This is a genomic window from Rossellomorea pakistanensis, assembly GCF_016908495.1.
Taxonomy (GTDB): domain Bacteria; phylum Bacillota; class Bacilli; order Bacillales; family Bacillaceae_B; genus Rossellomorea; species Rossellomorea pakistanensis.
Window position 1 is genome coordinate 138,387 of sequence record NZ_JAFBDZ010000006.1, and the last position, 17,516, is coordinate 155,902.

The following is a 17,516-nucleotide window of genomic DNA, read 5'->3' on the forward strand; positions in this document are numbered from 1 at the left end:
CATTCCAACATCCTTATTGTACTCCGTAAATGTTCACTGAAGCTAGTATATAAAAAATTGCTTATTATCTAAGGTTAGAAGACATCTTTATTCCATGACCTCTTCATTTTGAAGAAAGAATACTGTTTTTCATAGCGTCTTATTCTACTAAGAATAAGAGAGTGCTAGATAATGAGGGCATTTGGGAGAAAATATAAATCAATGGTGATCGATCAAAAGTCATTGTGATTTGAATAATCCCATATACACCGGATAAAAACAACAATATCGAGTCTATTTAACTAGGTGGTTTAGATTAATCTATGAAAGTTTTATCCCAATTTACATTTCTTTTGACTAGTGTGACAATTTTAAATAGTAAGTAAATTACAGTGGAAGAAGGTGACTAGTTCTAAGTCTATCTATTTATATAAAACATTAGGAAAAGGAGTGTAGAGATGATATCCAAGAAGTTAACGGTAGTTGGTCTATCAATAGGATTGGCCCTAAGTAGTATTTCGTTTTCTCCCTACAATGTGTTAGGAGAAACGTCGAGTACAAGTAATTTATCTAGTATGGATGTTTTAGAAAACCTAACGGATATTCAAAGAGAAGCTTTAAAAAAATTAGAGTTAAATGAGAAAACTGGCTTACAGTTGTCCCCAGATGTCAGCTTAGAAAATGATGACGAAATATCAGTTATAGTTGAATTTCATAATAAGCCAATAAAGGTGTCTCAAATTCAAGCAAGCTTAAAAGGAGAGAAACTGTCAAAAAGTAAAGCAAAAAATATGATTGCTAAAGACCATAAAGAATTTAAAGAGGACCTTAGTAAAATCTTTAAGGATAACAAGAAGAATGATAAGCCTTATACCATTAAGTATTCTTACACAGAGGCCTTTAATGGTGTAGCAATGACATTGCCAGCTAATAAAGTAGAAATGCTTTTAAACTCGTCAGCAGTCAAGACTGTTTGGGGAAATAAAGCAGTTAGTATTGAACCACCAATTTCTGAAGAGGATTCAAAGCAAAGTTTCTCTACTAAAATGGCAGATAGTAATCCATATTTAGGGATTGACCGTCTACATCATGAGGGGGTAACGGGGGAAGGGATCAAAATAGGCGTTATTGATACAGGGATAGATTATAATCATCCTGATTTAGCTGATGCTTATGTGGGAGGATATGATTTAGTAGATAACGACAATGATCCGATGGAAACTACTTATGAAGATTGGGAAAAAACTAGAAAACCAGAATTCTTAAGTGGACAAGCTTATTATACGCAGCATGGAACGCATGTTGCTGGTATTATTGCTGGTCAAGGTAAGAATAATAGTGACTATTCCACTACAGGTGTAGCTCCAGGTGCAGATATTTACGGGTATCGAGTGTTAGGTCCATATGGTGGAGGTACGACAGAGAATGTTCTGAAAGGAATTGATCAAGCTGTTATAGACGGTATGGATATCATCAACCTTTCTTTAGGTGCTTCGATTAATGATCCCTATTTCCCTACGAGTGTTGCCGTTAACAATGCAGTCCTTAGTGGCGTGACCACAGTTGTTGCTGCAGGAAACACTGGCGATGAAGCCTATACGCTTGGATCACCCGCTTCATCCGCTTTAGCATTGACTGTAGGTGCAAGTGATGTTCCTTTGGATCTTGTTACATATGAAGGACAGTTGGCATCTCATTCTGTTAATCTCCAAATAATAGGGAAACACTATAGTGATAAATTAGAAGAGTTTGAGGGGAAGAAGCTTCCAATCGTAGAAGTTGGGCTAGGTAAGTCTTCCGATTATACAGGGAAAAATGTAGAAGGTAAGATTGCCCTCGTTAGTCGTGGAGAAATTTCGATTAATGATAAAATCAAATATGCAAAATTGAATGGTGCTGAGGCAATCTTTATTTATAACAATGAAGAAGGACACATTCCCTATTATCTAGGAGAAAATAAAGACTTTATTCCAACTTTTAGTTTGTCTAAAAACGACGGAGAAGCGTTATTAGAAGACCTATCAACGACAGACGAATTCTTTTTTGGAAAAATCGGGAGTATCACCACAGAAGGAGATCGTTTAGCTGACTTTAGTTCAAGAGGACCTTCTAGAACGAATTATGATATTAAACCTGAAGTAACAGCTCCTGGTGTCGGAGTTCAGTCAACTGTTCCGTCTTACATGGTTAATCCTGAAGATATGGATAACTATGAATATGCCTACCAACGGTTATCTGGAACGTCAATGGCTGCACCTCAAGTAGCTGGTATGACGGCTTTACTATTAGAATCAGATCCTGATCTTCAGCCGGAAGACGTGAAAACAATGCTTATGAACACGGCAGATCCATTAAATGGGGATTATAGTGTCTTTGAAGTAGGAGCAGGTCGAGTTGATCCATATGAAGCCATTCATTCCCCGATGAAATTCCAAGTTGTAGATGAAACGATGACGATTGATAGTGGAGAGAAGGTACTAATTGATGAAAAAACTGGAGGCATGAGCTTCGGCACACAATATAACGATGGGAAGCATTCTCGAGATCTGCGCACAATTGAAGTGAGTAACCATGGAAGTGAGAAGAAAATCTTTAAAGGAAGTGTTGAATTTACAAACCATTCGTTAGATGCAAAGAAAAACGGCGTTCAAGTAGTCTTTAAGGATAAGCTCTCAGTAAAAGCAGGCAAGTCACAGAAAACAAATGCCTTTGTTATCGTTCCCAAAACAGCAGAGCATGGTTTATATGAAGGATATATGACCTATGAAAATATTGAGAATCCAAACGAAACCTATCAAGTCCCTTTCTCTATCCGTGTTGTTGAAGAAGGGTTCGACTTTTTGCAATTTGATAAACAAGTATTAACAACCAATTCAGGTTATTATTTTGGTACATTTCCAGTGGCAACGTTTGGATTTCAGTTAAATACAAACGTAGAAAAGGTAGATGTTGTGTTAGCCGATGGAAAGACAGGTGAAGATATCGGCTATGTAGGGAATTTTGAAGGAAGTGAATTACAGATTGGGATTCCATATGGCTTGTACGGCTATGGAGGAGAATATTATTCATTTACAGGGGACGAGGATTATCCAATCCACTTGAAACAAAAAATCGCAGAGCACGGACACTATAAGATGAAATTTATTGCCACTAATGAAAAGGGTAGAACTTTTACAGAAGTAGAAGATATTTTTGTTGATAATAATAAACCAGAATTAAAAACGAGTATTGATGAGAAGCTTGTCTATGAATATGAAGAAGGACAAGAGGTTTATCCAATAAATGGTTCTTTAGTTGACAAGGATGTTAAAGATATTCAAGCGGCAGGTATTGACATTAGTCAAGCCGATAATTACATTTATGAATATTTGTACACGAACGTTCCGGATTATCGAATATTCCCGAATTCTGATGGTTCGTTTGAAATGGATATCCCTCTTGTCAAACAGACAATCAATTCCGTACGTTTAGATGCACTAGACGTAGCAACGAACAAAACAATAAGAAAGGCTTATAATCTTGTCCCTGAGGGTACTTCTCATATGACAGGAACATATGACAAGAAGTCCGCGAAGCCAGGAGATAGTGTCACATTTACAATGACGGCAAATAATGTAAAGCAATTAAAAGAAGCGAACTTCACTTTATATTATGGCAATTCAATGGAAATTACTGATATAAAGAAAAATACTGCATTAGCTAGTTATGGGGATAATGTTGAACTGAAAACAGATTTATCCATTGGGTCTTATTCCAATGCAAAAGTGAATATCATCTTCAATGGAGAGCAAGAACTGACTGGGGACCTTCCTCTGTTTGATATTACATTAAAAGTGACCGATAACATTTTGACAGAGTATGCCGGATTCCACTCTACTAGTAATCGATACATTGATGTAAATGGAAATACTGTACCTGCTCAAGGGTTTATTGAAGGGCTGAAATTGTTCAATCAAAAGGGGAGCATCAGTGGCGCCTTTGTTGGTCAAGGGTTCTTAAAGCCTGATACTTCCGTTGATTTTTCTAGAGATTATTCTAAAGTAGGTGCTACGGTTAAGCTGATTAGTCCAGATGGAACAGAATACACGTCTGATATTAGTGAGAGGGCTGGCTTCCGCTTTACTAACTTACCAATCAATGAAGATCCATATACACTCGTCGTTGATATCCCTGGTCACTTCAAATATTTCGAGAAAATCTTTATCAATAATGATGCAGATGGTCAGCTATCAAGTGTCGTTAAGTCAACGACAGCATTTACCTATGCAGGGGATGTTAATCAAGATGATGTCATTGATGTCTTAGATGCCATCTCTATGCAGGAACGTTGGAAGTCAGATGACCGTTCGGCCGATATTAATCACGATGGTACCGTCGATGAGAAGGATTTCAGTTATATTGAAGAGAATTATTTAATGCGAAACCATACATTAGACGAACTGAAAGATGCTGTTGAAATTTATAAAGGTAAGACACTTGATAAAATAAAAGAGGAATTAGGTCTTACAAACTAATAATCGATAATATCCGTACCCATGCCAAGATTTTCACGGGTACGGTTCTTTTATTACTATCAAGTATCATTGCAAAACCTAGTTTTTCGAACGGCAATTTTCCCAAATTGGACAGGATTATAGTCTTGTGACTTTTATCCTGCATGATAATTTAGAATTAGGTATTTGCAGAAAAGAGTGATTTTTCTTCGTTATTCAAACTTAAAAACTCTTAAAACCCCTTAATATTCCATATAAATTTAAGTGAATTCCCCCCAATGACAGACTATCTATTCGACAATATAATTAATAATAGAAAGATAAGAGAAGGGGATGGACAAATGAAAAACAGAAAGTATCCAAAAATTGCATTAAGTCTTGGTCTACTTTTAGGTGCTGTTGCACCGATGGGCTATCAAACTAATGGACATGCAGAAACGAAATCAAACGCAATGAATATTTTAGCTAGTCTGTCAAAAGAACAGCGTGAAGCATTGCAAAAACTAGAAGCGAATCGAACGTTGAGGGGACTCCAATTATCAAGAGACATTGATTTAACGAGTAAAGAAGAAGTGACCGTCATTGTCGAATTCGATCAGCTTCCAGCAAAGACGGAACAAATTCAAAAATCACTTAAGGGTGAGAAGATTTCCCTCGAAAAAGCAAAGAAAAAGGTAGAGGAATCTCATGAAAAATTTAAAAAGGATTTACAAGCCAAAATAGGGGAAAAGAAGAAATCTAGTAAAGAAGATTATAAAATCAAATATACGTATAAAAATGCTTTAAACGGAGTGGCATTAACACTACCTGCCAATGAAATTGAGAATCTACTAGAATCAGAAGTTGTTAAAGCTGTTTATAGCGAACTAGAAGTACAGCTTACTCCTCCACCGAAAACAAAAACAAAAGAAGAAGAAGGATCAACCACTAAAGTCGACAGTATTCCTTTTTTAAACATTGATAAATTACATAAAGAAGGGTTTACAGGAGAAGGAGTTAAGGTTGGAGTCATTGATACAGGAGTCGATTACAACCATCCTGATTTAAAAGAGGCCTATAAAGGTGGATATGATTTCGTTGACAATGATGACGATCCAATGGAAACGACTTATGAGGAGTGGAAAAAGTCTGGATATCCAGAAACGAATCAAGGCAGTACCTATTACACAGAACATGGTACGCATGTATCAGGAACCATTGTAGGTCAAGCGGAAAATGATTCTGATTACAAAGTGATCGGAGTAGCACCTGATGCGGAATTGCATGCATATCGAGTATTAGGAAAATACGGAAGCGGATCAAATAGCGCAGTGATTGCAGGAGTTGATCGTGCCGTTGCCGATGGGATGGATGTTATTAATCTATCTTTAGGAGCATCGACTAACAACCCGCTTGATGCCTCCAGCTTAGCGGTAGATAACGCTGTATTAAGCGGAGTTACAGCCGTTGTTGCGGCTGGAAACACTGGAGAACTTGGAAATAGTACATTGGGATCACCTGGTGCCGCTGCACTTGCTTTAACAGTTGGTGCCAGTTCTGCTTCCTCTTATGTTACAACCTATGAAAGCAAGTTCTCAATTGAGGGACAAGAACTAAGTGGAAACTTGCAATTAATGACGCAAAAATGGACGGATGATTTTAGTAACCTGAAGGGTGAAACGTTTGAAATCGTTGAAGTGGGAGAAGGAGGATTAGCTGATTATAAGGACAAAGATGTAAATGGAAAGATTGCTTTTGTTGTTCGTGGGTCCCACGCTCTCATTGATAAAATGAAATATGCGAAGCAAAACGGTGCAGCTGGGGTCATCATTTATAATAATAATGCAGAAGAAGGTCATATTCCTCACTACTTGGGAGAAAGCAATGACAATATCCCAACTTTTTCATTATCGAACAAAGATGGTTTAGCGGTTAAAGAACTTTTTCACACAGGAACTCCTACTATCACTCTTGGAGAGGTAGGGAAAGCGGAAATTAGTGGGGATGAGCTTGCTTATTTTAGTTCAAAAGGACCTTCAGGAACATTGTATGATATTAAGCCAGAAGTGACAGCACCTGGTGTCAATATTCTTTCAACAGTTCCATCCTATATACAAAATAAAGAAGACCAGTCAGACTATTCTTATGCCTACCAACGATTATCAGGAACGTCGATGGCTTCGCCGCAAGTGGCTGGAATTGCCGCATTGCTACTTCAAGCACATCCGGACTATACACCGAGTGAGATTAAATCAGTCTTAATGAATACGGCTGATCCGTTAAAAAATCAATATAGCGTATATGAAGTAGGAGCTGGTCGAGTTGATCCGATGCAAGCGATCCATTCTGACACGGTCATTTCCGTTCTTGATGAGACACCATATATTGAAAATGGCGAGGAAACCATTATTCCAGAACGAACCGGTGGCCTAAGCTATGGCTTCATACCGATGGATAATGAAAATATTATTAAAACGACAAATCTTTCAATCTCAAATACAAGTAAAGAAAACAAAAAATATAATGTTTCGGTAGAGTATAATGTTGGAGCATCAGCATCAGGATCTTTAGATGCAAAGAAAAATGGTGTAAAACTAAATGTTCCTAAGTCTATTAAAGTGAAAAAGAACAAAGAAGAACGTTTCAATGCATTCCTTACTATTCCAAAAACAGCCAAGAAAGGTACGTATGAAGGGTATATTTACTTTGAAAATAAAAAGGATCCAAAAGATAGCTATCGTATTCCATTCGGAGCGAAAGTTGTAGAAGAAGGAATAGGCTACTTTAAAGTCTATACACCAAGTATTTCGACAAATCGTGTGACAAATCCTTACAGCAGAAAAGCGACAGATCTCGATTTCAAATTAAATTCTCCAATGGAAAGACTTGATTGGGTATTGGTGAATCCGGAGACAAAAGAAGAGTTAGGGTGGATTTTAGGGGTTGACGCAACTGGAGCAGCCATCGATTACGATTATTATCTTGATGATGGTTTCGCAGGCTATTATTATCCATTTACAGGACATGAAAAGAAACCAATCAGTTATACAAAGGTCAGAGCTGAAGACGGAATCTATGAAGTGAAAATGATCGGAACAGCAAAAGACGGGAAGCAATATGAGAAGTCATCAATGATCAGCCTTGAAAATGGCGCTCCAACAGTGATGTATGACGATACGAACGCTATCCCAGCAGGTGATCTTCCGATTGTGGAGCTGCCTGAAGGTCAGAATACAGTTACTGTCTCAGGAACCATGATCGATAACGAAATGAAAGCGGCACAATCCGCAGGCATCCCGCTAACGCAAGCAGATAGCCATTTGTGGTACGGACCAAGCGGACCAAATTATCGATTGGATGTCGATGAGAATGGAAAGTTCTCGAAAGAAATAAATATTTTTGGAAACTTTACACAGATTCAATACTTAGGAGCAGATTATGCAGGTAACACCGCAGTTCCAAAGGTCGTTTATTATGCTAGAGAAGGAGCCCAATATGTGTTTGCCCAACCGGATAAAGAATCGTACAAAATGGGAGATAAAATCACTTATACCTTCTACGCCAACAACCTGGAAAAAGCGCATGACTTTTCAATGAACTTCTATTATAGCGACAAATATCTGGATGAACCGGTGAACTTCAAACTCGCCGACGGCCTTCCGGAAGGATCAGAATTGGTTGACACAACCACAAAGCCGGGAACAACAAAATCAGTGATTGATATTTCAATCCCTGGTGAAGGTGTATCTGGAGATGTTGCACTATTTGAAATGACAGTCGATACGAATGCAGATGAATTCAGGCCCGTATATGCACCAATATTCAGCAACAGTACCATGCAGGTTAATGGAAGCTCTCGTTTGACAACCAAAATAGGTGCTCATCCAATCTATCCGATGTTCTCAAAAGTGGATGCAGGATTTTTAGGTGCTGAAGGGTTACTAACTGATGCAGGAAAGTTTGATTACAGCAGAGATTATACAGAAGTAGGAGCAGCAATCAGTGTGGAAGATGCGAAAGGAAATTCTTATCCTGGAAGACTCGAGTCCAATGGACGAGTGTATTTTGATAAATTACCGTTAACAGAGACGAAGTATACGGTAGTCATCGATATACCTGGACATTATACGACCTTTACACCGCTTGAAGTCGGACGTAATGAAGGCGGCATCGATATAGGGGAATCTATTGGCTATAGGACAGCAGTATCGAAACCAGGAGATATCAACAAAGATAATGCAATTGATATCCATGATGCCATCTTAGTAGAAAAGCATTGGGGTACGGACTATAGAAACACAGACATTAACTTTGATGGCACGACCGATAAAAAAGACTTTAAACTGCTTGAAAAGTATTACCTGAGTGAAAATGATTTTGTTCTTGATACACCAGATCCTCAATCAGAAGCAAACGGGAAGACCATCGACACGATTAAAAAGGATCTAGGAATCACGCCTTAAAGCTTTTCTTTTCATCACCTACAAGATTTAACATAAATATAACAAAGAAAGGTAGACCAAAAGGGGCTACCTTTCTTTGTTGTAGTATCTTTCAAACATACACGCTGATAATCGTTCTTTTTGCTATCAAACAGATAAAAGTATTCAAAAAACTCTTTTTCTCCATATGAATAAAAGATATGATAATAAAAAGCACAAAGCTGAATTCTAATAGTTGATACAGCTAGGAGTGAATACGATGAGTCTAGGAACACTCGTTAAATTTTATAGGGAAAAAAATGAACTGACACAAGAAGAACTCGGAAAAGGAATTTGCTCTGTTTCACATGTAAGCAAAATTGAGCGTGGTATTACTCAATACTCTTCTGAAATTATGGATTTATTGAGCAGAAGATTAGGAATCAATCTTGAAAGTGAGCTGCAATCACTGCAGAAATATGAGCGGTTACTCGACGAATGGCATGACAGTATGGTAATGCAGCAAGAAAGTGAAGTGGAACGCTTAAAGGAAGCCATTGAGAAAAATTCTCTATTTTTGATCCAACCGATACAAAATAAATATTTTTTATTACAGGCCAGATACTATCTTCTAAAAGGAGACTTAAAGCAAGCGGAAAGAAGATTAAGTGAAATGAATCATCAACGTAAAGAATTAGGCTCCTATGAGCTTCATTTACTTCACCATCTTTTAGGAATGACAGAGATTATTAAAGGACGATTCAAAAAAGCACTAGAATACCTTCTTCAAATCAACGAAAAAGAGTATTTAAATAATGAATTTTATTACCAAATTGCGATTGCGTATCTAAATCTTCAATTTAAAGTGAAGGCCTACCATTATAGTGAATTAGCTCTTGATTATTTTAGAAAAACGAATAACTTTAAAAGAGTTATTGATGCAGAAACGGTCAAATTAATAAGTGAAGGAAGAAATGAGTTTTGGGATTTTGAGGATCTTGTAGGCAGGTACAATAAACTTATCGTACAATGCGATATGATAAATGAGACACCCAAAAAGGCGGTTTTATTAAGTAACTTAGCTTATGAGTATTCCTTTGCCGGAGATTATAATAGGGCTACAGTGTACTATAAAAAGACATTAGAGCTAATGGAACCTGAAACCAAGACACATAAATATTTAAATAATTTAATTGGATTTGTTTTTTGCAGTCTTCAACTTGAAAAGAATGGTGAAGATGCGAAGCTAGCTGATTTAATAGAGCTGGGTAGGAAAAACGCAGAAAAAATACAAGATCAAAGCAGTTTACTATTCTTCCAAATGCTCAGTTTGTTACAAAAAAATAAAAAAGAGTTATATTTTGAGTTTATTGAAGAGAAAATTATCCCTTTACTAGAAGAAAGCGGAAAATATCAACAATTACTTACTTATGAAAAATCGATGTTTCAGCATTACTTAGACCAAGGGAATAAAGAGAAAGCATTAAAATATGCAAGTAGGTTTGTTAACAAAAGCTAAAAGTAAAAGTGTCTTGTTAATCCCTAAGTTAAAAAACAAAAATATCAGCAGTTGCATGATTTTTGAAAACAAGTCCCAGCTTCATTTAGCTGGAAGGGAAATCAAAAAGAAGAATTGGAATTCTCTACTATACTTGGTAAGCGTAATCATTATTCATCTAAATATTTTCAGTTTCCCTTGCATAAAATTTCAGAATAATTATATAATAAATATATTAATCAGTATTTTATGGAGGTGGGAATTGAGATGAATCGTTCTGTAGGATTGCATGGTCAGTTTTTAGAATATATTTACATTTGCCGTGCAATTTTTCATGGTTTTGCTTTCAACGGGATACGTATGCCCTTTTTTAGCAAATTCATATAGAACAGAACGGTAAGAGGTCTCAGGTTCCTAGCTTTCATAATAGATCATTAGGAAGAGAGCATCCGTATGCTCTCTTTTTGTGTATGTAGCTTTTGAATGTAGGTTGACCTATTAGGATCTAGGATCACTTTGATTATTCAAGGTATGGTTCTAGCTTCCTTTGGTCAACCTTTTTTTGAAAAAGAATAGTGAGACCCTCTTACCTCCATATATTTCGAAAACGAAAGGAAAGAGGACAATGATTCTTTGTAGTGTTCAACATATTAGCAAAATGTACGGCGGGCATAAAATTTTTGACGATTTATCTTTTGAGATTCATGAAGGAGACCGCCTTGGATTTGTCGGTCGGAATGGAAGCGGGAAAACAACTGTTTTCAAATTGTTGGCCGGTGTCGATACACCAGATGAGGGCCAAATTCACACTAAAAAAGGAGCGAAAGTAGGATACCTTGCACAGATCCCTCAGTTTAAAGAAGGAACAACAGGGTTGGATGTTCTTCAATCCGCCTATGCTGAGCTGAACCAAAAAGCTAAACGCCTAAAAGAATTAGAGATAGAAATGGCTAATGGGGATACAACCATTTTAGAGAAGCAGCTGCAGGAGTATGGAAAGCTGCAAGATGTATTCACTCAATCGGGTGGGTATGAAATCGAGGCAAATATTGCAAGGGTGGCTAATGGACTTAACATTCAAGAGCTGTTGGAAAAATCATTTCAGCAACTTAGCGGTGGAGAGCAAACAAAAATTTGTTTGGGATTTATCCTCCTGAAAGAACCTGATTTTCTTTTACTTGATGAACCGACAAACCACCTTGATATTGGAGCAGTTGAATGGTTGGAGGAATTTTTGAAAGAATACCGCGGAACCGTCATGATTATTTCCCATGATCGCTATTTCCTCGATAATGTCGTCACAAAAATCATGGACTTAGAGGATGGAGAAGCGGAACTATATCATACAAATTATTCAATGTTTGTAAAGCAAAAAGAGGAAAAACTTCTTCAAGAATTCCAAGCTTATCAAGAGCAGCAAAAGAAGATTAAAAAAATGAAAGAAGCCATTAAACGGCTAAAAGAGTGGGCAAATCAAGCGAACCCTCCGAATGAAGGGCTTCATAAACGTGCACGAAATATGGAGAGAGCGCTTGACCGTATGGTGAAAATTAAACGTCCTATCCTCGAACGCAAGAAAATGGGACTTGAATTTGAAGAAAGTAACAGAAGTGGAAACATGGTTTGTGTTCTTGAGAATGTCCATCATTCATTTAATGGAAATTCATTGTTTAATGAGGTTAATATGCTTGTCCGCTACAAAGAAAGGGTGGCGATTGTCGGGGATAACGGTACTGGAAAATCCACGATTATCAAGCTGCTACTGAATCAGTTAGAGCCAAGTACAGGTGTTGTCAAAATAGGAAGCAGTGTGAAAATTGGCTATTTGTCTCAGCATTTTTCAGCTTCTAATCCAGAAATGAGGCTAATTGATGCCTTTCGAGAAGAGGTACGGGTGGCAGAAGGAGAAGCAAGGCATATTCTCGCTGGCTTCTTATTCTACGGTGCCAGCGTGTTCCGTAAAGTAGGTCAACTGAGTGGTGGGGAAAAAATGAGGTTAAGATTAGCTCAACTGATGCACCAGGATATTAATCTTCTTCTTTTAGACGAACCCACAAATCACTTAGATATTGATTCAAGGGAAGTGCTGGAGGATGCATTAGATGGGTTTAATGGTACGATTGTTGCTGTCTCACATGATCGCTATTTCCTAAATAAGCTGTTTGAGAAAACCTATTGGATCCATAATCGCTCCCTTCACTTTTTTGAAGGAAATTATTCATGGGCAAAAGAAAAGATGATGAAATTGACCCCATCTCAGGAAGTAGCTAAAGTTAAAAGAGAAGGTAACAAAGAAAAAAATACTTCCCCAAAGGCTATCATTGAAACTTTGGAAGAAATAGAGACGGAACTAGAACAAATCGAGGCAGAAATTTATTCTATTGATGAAAAACTATCAGTTGAATCTGATCTTGATGAGCTTCAAAAATGGTATGAGCTTAAGCAAAGGAAAGAACTAGAGAGGGACGAGAGATATAGAATATTGGAGGATTATATTTAATAGGCTTTAGTTAAAGGATGATGATTTTGTAAACAAAAATTAAAATAACATAGTAAAAAGGATATCAAATCACATTGACTTTGATATCCTTTTTAAGTTGATTTTAAGACAATTGTAATCTCCATTGAAGCATACATTTGTGGAAGACTAATAAAAATCGCTATCATCTCTAATCAATAAATTAGTTTGCTAGGGAAAAGCAGAGTATTTTTTTATTCCCGAACGATCAAAAACAACATTAAATGGTCTTCTAATAAGCATTTTACCTTAGCAGATGATTTATCCATGTTAGTATTTTCTCATTCATTCCTTTTGAATTATGCTCTTAGAAATTCATTCTATCAACGTTCCTTATAAATATTTTGAACTACTTTTTGCAAAATTACGAGTAAAACATACACAATTTAACTAATAAGTGATTCCTTCATTACATATTCAAAAATGCCAAGTCCAAGAGCACAAAACGGTGTTATACTGACAAATAGTATTGGAACAGGATTTAGAGAGGAAGTATACGATGAGTACTCTTTTGGATGAAGCAAAGCGATTTATTGAAATATGTTATCACGAGCTTTCAAAGCCGCAAAATTTGATTGATGAGAGGTTCGTTCAAATAGAACAAGAGATATTGGCAAAGGGCTATTATGAGCATACACTTGAAGAATTAGAGCATGGTGCGAAAATGGCGTGGAGAAATAGTAACCGCTGTATCGGCAGGCTTTTTTGGAATACTCTTCATGTTGTGGATGAACGGGCTGCTAGGACGGAGGATGAGATTTTTGATGCGCTTGAACGACATCTATCCTATGCTACCAATGGCGGAAAAATTCGTCCGACGATTACAATTTTTAAACAAGATTACCCTAATCAAGAGAATATTAGAATTTGGAATCATCAGCTGCTAAGATATGCTGGCTATTCTGAAGAGAATGGTATAAAAGGAGATTCTGCTTCGCTTGCTTTTACTAAAAAATGCATTGAGTTAGGCTGGAAGACTCCTAAAACAGAGTTTGATTTACTTCCTTGGGTGATACAGATTGGGGACAATGCACCTCAATGGAGAGAAATAAAACGTAATCTTGTTATCGAGGTAGAGTTGAGGCATCCTGATTTTAGTTGGTTTAAAGATTTACAATTAAAATGGTATGGTGTTCCGGTTATATCAGATATGCGATTAGAAATTGGTGGGATTTCTTATAAAGCGGCACCATTCAACGGTTGGTATATGGGAACCGAAATTGGAGCTAGGAACTTAGCGGATGAGGATCGTTATCATATGCTTCCGAAAATCGCTAGCTGTATGGGACTGGATTCATCAAAAGCATCAACTCTCTGGAAGGATAAAGCCCTTATTGAGCTGAATTTAGCAGTTCTTCACTCCTTTAAAGAACAAGGGGTAGGCATTGTCGATCACCACACTGCTGCACAGCAGTTTAAAGTTTTTGAGCAAAATGAAAAGCAATGTGGAAGAGAATTAACAGGTGACTGGACTTGGCTTATACCGCCAGTATCCCCGGCAACAACACCTATTTTTCATAAAGAATATGATAATAAGTGGGTATCACCCAACTATTATTATCAGAATCCTCCTTATTAATGTTGGTATATTGATAAAAAGGGAATTGGGGTTGAGCCAATTTTCTTTTTTTCTATTCAACAACCCTTAATGTTTATTTGTTACAAGAAAGACTTGAAACCAATAGCGAAACTCATTAAAAATCGGCTGGCGGTCATCAAATGAAAAATGATCAAAAAAATTCTCCACCTGCTCGGCTTCCACATCTTCAAATAATCCGCTCACAAAAAGCGGTGTTTTGAAGCGTTTATACAAATCAGCGTATCCATAAAAGTCAAAAAGATCTTCTATTTGTTCTTCGTTCAAATGAACCACCACCCTTGGTTGAAGTTTGTGTAGATGGGCAAGAGTTCATTCTCTTATTTTTATAAAAAATGGATAAGAGTACAAGCACAATTCGGTAAATGCCATATTGTAGTAGTGTGAAGTAACTCCTTTCATCTTTAATGGACAGGCAGATTCATCAAGTGAATCTGCCTATTTTTTTGTATATAGAGGCTTGCCTATTGTAACCCATTCATACACAATAAAAATGAGAGGATTATTTTGGGAAAGGAATATAAAAAATATGACTAAAGCTGTCAATATGCTTTCTATTCTGTGGCTGCTCAAGACTGGTAATAAAATAACGGCAAAGCAGCTTGCTGAAAAATTGGAGATTAATATCCGTACAGTTTACCGGTATATTGATACTTTATGTGCAAGTGGGGTTCCTATAATAGCGGATGCCGGTCATAACGGCGGGTACAGTTTGCTTCATGAGTTTGTTGAAGCCCCTTTATTTTTTGATCACGATGAACAAAAGGCACTGATCCATGCAGCAAGATTTGCAAAGGAGGCTGGATACCCTTTCAGTGAGGTTTTGGAAGGGGCTGTATCTAAGTTGAAAATGTATACAAATCCTGAGCAGTTGGAACGGATCAATAAGCATCTGTCAGGATTTGATGTGATTCAGGCACCCGTTAATCATTCTTTGGAGTCCACCCTTAAGGAAATAGAAGTGTCCGTGGCTGAAGGCCATTCACTCTTAATGGAGTATACAAAAGGGAATGAGAGTGTAAGCCAATCACGGAAGATAGATCCTTATGGACTTGTTTATTGGAAAGGGAAATGGTATGTGGTTGCCTATTGCCAGCTGCGGCTTGAAATCCGAAGTTTTCGTGTCGATCGTATTGTGAAATTATCGCGAACGGAGCTTACTTTTAAAAGACCTTTGAACTTCTCTGCACGTACATTCTTCCTAAGTGGATTACTGCCAAATTCTAACGAACAAGAAAAACTTATACCTGTGTGCGTACAAGGTAAGATGCATGCCCTTGATGAACTTTGTCAGCATTGGCTATTTGGACATGCCCTAATAGATCGAACGAAGAACCAAGCCAGTTTTAAGCTGGATGAGCATTCTATTCGCACCTTCGTCCCGTACTTTCTTCTTCCATATGGAAAATCCATTACCATCCTTGAACCGTCCTTTTTAAAAGAAAAATTGGTAGATGTCGCTTCTGGTTTAGTAGAACATTATAAAAACTTTTAACTCCACTGACCGTATATGTCAGTGGAGTTTGTTTATGATGAATTTGTTACTAATTTTTAGGAGGGATTGTTCATGAAGGAATTGAAGTATGAATTTTATATTGCGGGAACACCTGAAAGAGTATGGGATACATTGACCTCTCCGGAAGGAACGAAACAGGTTTTTCATGGGAGTGTCATCAAATCTACATTTCAAGTGGGAGACGCTTTGGAATACGTGGGACCAGGAGCAGATGGTGATGAAACCATCCATGTTTATGGGACCGTATTAGAGTATGAACCGAAGCGGGTCCTTCGTTTCACCCACTATGTTGGAAAATCGTATACGAGTGGGGAGCAAGGAAAAGAGTCGAGAATTTCCTATCTGCTTGAACCTATTGATGCATGTACAAAGCTCACCCTTATTCATGACCAATGGAAGGAAGGAGATCCTCATTATGAAAATAGCGGCAAGGCTTGGTGGATGATATTAAGTAATATAAAAACAGTAGTAGAAACAGGGAAAAAGCTTGATTTTGGTGATATGGGATAGAGGTTGCAACATATCTATTTATTAATGGAGATGGATGTTTTATATCTTAAAGCATGGAGAAGGGATGGTCGGAATTTGTCGAATGGTCGATATACCAGTGGTTTTGATCGATAAAATAGATCAAACGACCGATAAATTCAAAGGTTCGGCTGATAAAATTAAGCAAGCGATCGATAAAACAGGAAGAGCGACTAGTATTCCCAGAACTAGGACTAGCAGAAGGCCGAAGAACACATATTGTTCCTTTCTAAAATAGAAAATTCTACTTGAAGCTTTTAGGAGTCAAAGAAAATTCAAAGGTAGGGAGAATGAGATGGTGAAGAACCAAACTAATACTCTGAAGCATCCTGATGGAAGGACGGTCACTTTTCTTGAAACGGGAGTGGACGAAAAAGGAGACTATCTATTAGTGGAACACAGAATATGGAAGCAAGGCGCGATGAATGGTCCCCATTGGCACCCAGTCCTTACGGAGTCCTTCACGATAAATAAGGGGAAAATGAAATTCCTAGTGGATGGTAAAGAGAGTATTGTATCAAAGGGAGAAACGATTTCAATTCATCCGCAAGAGATCCATCAGTTTTGGAATATTAGTGAGAATGGACTAGTCGCCATTCATGAAATTCGCCCCCCTGGTCAGCATAGAAAGATGTTTGAGCTCATTCACAAACTAGAATCTGAAGGGAAATTGAATAAAAAAGGAATCCCTTCCAATCCATTTTGGTTAGGAATGGTATGGGCGAGTATGGATGGATATATTAAAGGTCCTCCAAAATTCGTTCAAGTAGTATTGTTTGGGGGATTGGCAAGTTTAGGGAAATGGTTTGGGTTAAGGGTTTGATGTATTTTTGATTGTTTGAGTGAGTGCTTATACCTAAAAACGTGGTGTCAGTCCCTCCCATCAAAGAGCGACTTTTGAATAAGGCGTGTAGGTCATGTTGCTTTATTGAGTATTTTTTGGGAGTGACGGACCCCTATGCTTTTAAAGGGAAATTGCTGAACCTC

General features: G+C 37.5%; 11 protein-coding genes. 10 read left to right on the top strand and 1 reads right to left on the bottom strand.

Features of this window, described 5'->3' with window-relative positions; genetic code table 11:
* Positions 1 to 437: 437 nt before the first annotated feature.
* The 6 genes from JOC86_RS22000 to JOC86_RS22020 all read left to right on the top strand — a co-directional run bounded on the left by JOC86_RS22000 (position 438) and on the right by JOC86_RS22020 (position 14,467).
* Complete coding sequence (locus JOC86_RS22000; RefSeq protein ID WP_205175186.1) at positions 438 to 4,493, top strand: S8 family serine peptidase; 4,056 nt, start codon at positions 438 to 440, stop codon at positions 4,491 to 4,493.
* A gap of 320 nt (positions 4,494 to 4,813) precedes the next feature.
* Positions 4,814 to 8,914, top strand: a complete 4,101-nt coding sequence (locus JOC86_RS25095; RefSeq protein ID WP_205175188.1) for a S8 family serine peptidase — start codon at positions 4,814 to 4,816, stop codon at positions 8,912 to 8,914.
* A gap of 238 nt (positions 8,915 to 9,152) precedes the next feature.
* Positions 9,153 to 10,391: a helix-turn-helix domain-containing protein gene (locus JOC86_RS22010; protein ID WP_205175190.1), complete on the top strand. Its 1,239-nt coding sequence runs from the start codon at positions 9,153 to 9,155 to the stop codon at positions 10,389 to 10,391.
* Between the two features lie 246 nt (positions 10,392 to 10,637).
* Positions 10,638 to 10,757 carry an RAxF-45 family protein gene (locus tag JOC86_RS25230; protein WP_338021802.1) on the top strand — a complete coding sequence of 40 codons (120 nt, stop codon included), beginning with the start codon at positions 10,638 to 10,640 and terminating at the stop codon, positions 10,755 to 10,757.
* Positions 10,758 to 10,995: 238 nt separating this feature from the next.
* Positions 10,996 to 12,870, top strand: coding sequence for a ribosomal protection-like ABC-F family protein (gene abc-f, locus JOC86_RS22015; RefSeq protein ID WP_205175192.1), 1,875 nt, complete (start codon positions 10,996 to 10,998; stop codon positions 12,868 to 12,870).
* 517 nt (positions 12,871 to 13,387) lie between these two features.
* On the top strand, positions 13,388 to 14,467 hold the full coding sequence (locus tag JOC86_RS22020) for a nitric oxide synthase oxygenase (RefSeq protein ID WP_205175194.1): 1,080 nt from the start codon (positions 13,388 to 13,390) through the stop codon (positions 14,465 to 14,467).
* 66 nt (positions 14,468 to 14,533) lie between these two features.
* Here JOC86_RS22020 and JOC86_RS22025 read toward each other — a convergent pair whose 3' ends face one another.
* Entirely contained in the window at positions 14,534 to 14,752 is a 219-nt protein-coding gene (locus JOC86_RS22025) for a hypothetical protein (RefSeq protein ID WP_205175196.1), read from the bottom strand.
* A gap of 262 nt (positions 14,753 to 15,014) precedes the next feature.
* On the opposite strand from JOC86_RS22025, the gene JOC86_RS22030 reads away from it, so the two are divergent.
* From JOC86_RS22030 to JOC86_RS22045, 4 genes are all read left to right on the top strand, one after another.
* A complete protein-coding gene (locus tag JOC86_RS22030) occupies positions 15,015 to 15,980 on the top strand; it encodes a helix-turn-helix transcriptional regulator (RefSeq protein ID WP_205175205.1) in 966 nt (321 codons plus the stop codon).
* A gap of 72 nt (positions 15,981 to 16,052) precedes the next feature.
* Positions 16,053 to 16,511 (top strand): SRPBCC family protein, encoded by a 459-nt coding sequence (locus JOC86_RS22035; protein ID WP_205175213.1) that lies wholly within the window; start codon positions 16,053 to 16,055, stop codon positions 16,509 to 16,511.
* A 34-nt stretch (positions 16,512 to 16,545) separates the two neighbouring features.
* Positions 16,546 to 16,767, top strand: a complete 222-nt coding sequence (locus JOC86_RS22040; protein WP_205175215.1) for a hypothetical protein — start codon at positions 16,546 to 16,548, stop codon at positions 16,765 to 16,767.
* A 57-nt stretch (positions 16,768 to 16,824) separates the two neighbouring features.
* Complete coding sequence (locus JOC86_RS22045; protein WP_205175224.1) at positions 16,825 to 17,352, top strand: cupin domain-containing protein; 528 nt, start codon at positions 16,825 to 16,827, stop codon at positions 17,350 to 17,352.
* Positions 17,353 to 17,516 lie beyond the last annotated feature (164 nt).

Coding starts and splice junctions, on each gene's coding strand:
- JOC86_RS22020 (WP_205175194.1), top strand. CDS start 13,388: ATGAGTACTCTTTTGGATGAAGCAAAGCGATTTATTGAAATATGTTAT.
- JOC86_RS25230 (WP_338021802.1), top strand. CDS start 10,638: ATGAATCGTTCTGTAGGATTGCATGGTCAGTTTTTAGAATATATTTAC.
- abc-f (WP_205175192.1), top strand. CDS start 10,996: ATGATTCTTTGTAGTGTTCAACATATTAGCAAAATGTACGGCGGGCAT.
- JOC86_RS22000 (WP_205175186.1), top strand. CDS start 438: ATGATATCCAAGAAGTTAACGGTAGTTGGTCTATCAATAGGATTGGCC.
- JOC86_RS22040 (WP_205175215.1), top strand. CDS start 16,546: ATGTTTTATATCTTAAAGCATGGAGAAGGGATGGTCGGAATTTGTCGA.
- JOC86_RS22045 (WP_205175224.1), top strand. CDS start 16,825: ATGGTGAAGAACCAAACTAATACTCTGAAGCATCCTGATGGAAGGACG.
- JOC86_RS22010 (WP_205175190.1), top strand. CDS start 9,153: ATGAGTCTAGGAACACTCGTTAAATTTTATAGGGAAAAAAATGAACTG.
- JOC86_RS22030 (WP_205175205.1), top strand. CDS start 15,015: ATGACTAAAGCTGTCAATATGCTTTCTATTCTGTGGCTGCTCAAGACT.
- JOC86_RS22035 (WP_205175213.1), top strand. CDS start 16,053: ATGAAGGAATTGAAGTATGAATTTTATATTGCGGGAACACCTGAAAGA.
- JOC86_RS25095 (WP_205175188.1), top strand. CDS start 4,814: ATGAAAAACAGAAAGTATCCAAAAATTGCATTAAGTCTTGGTCTACTT.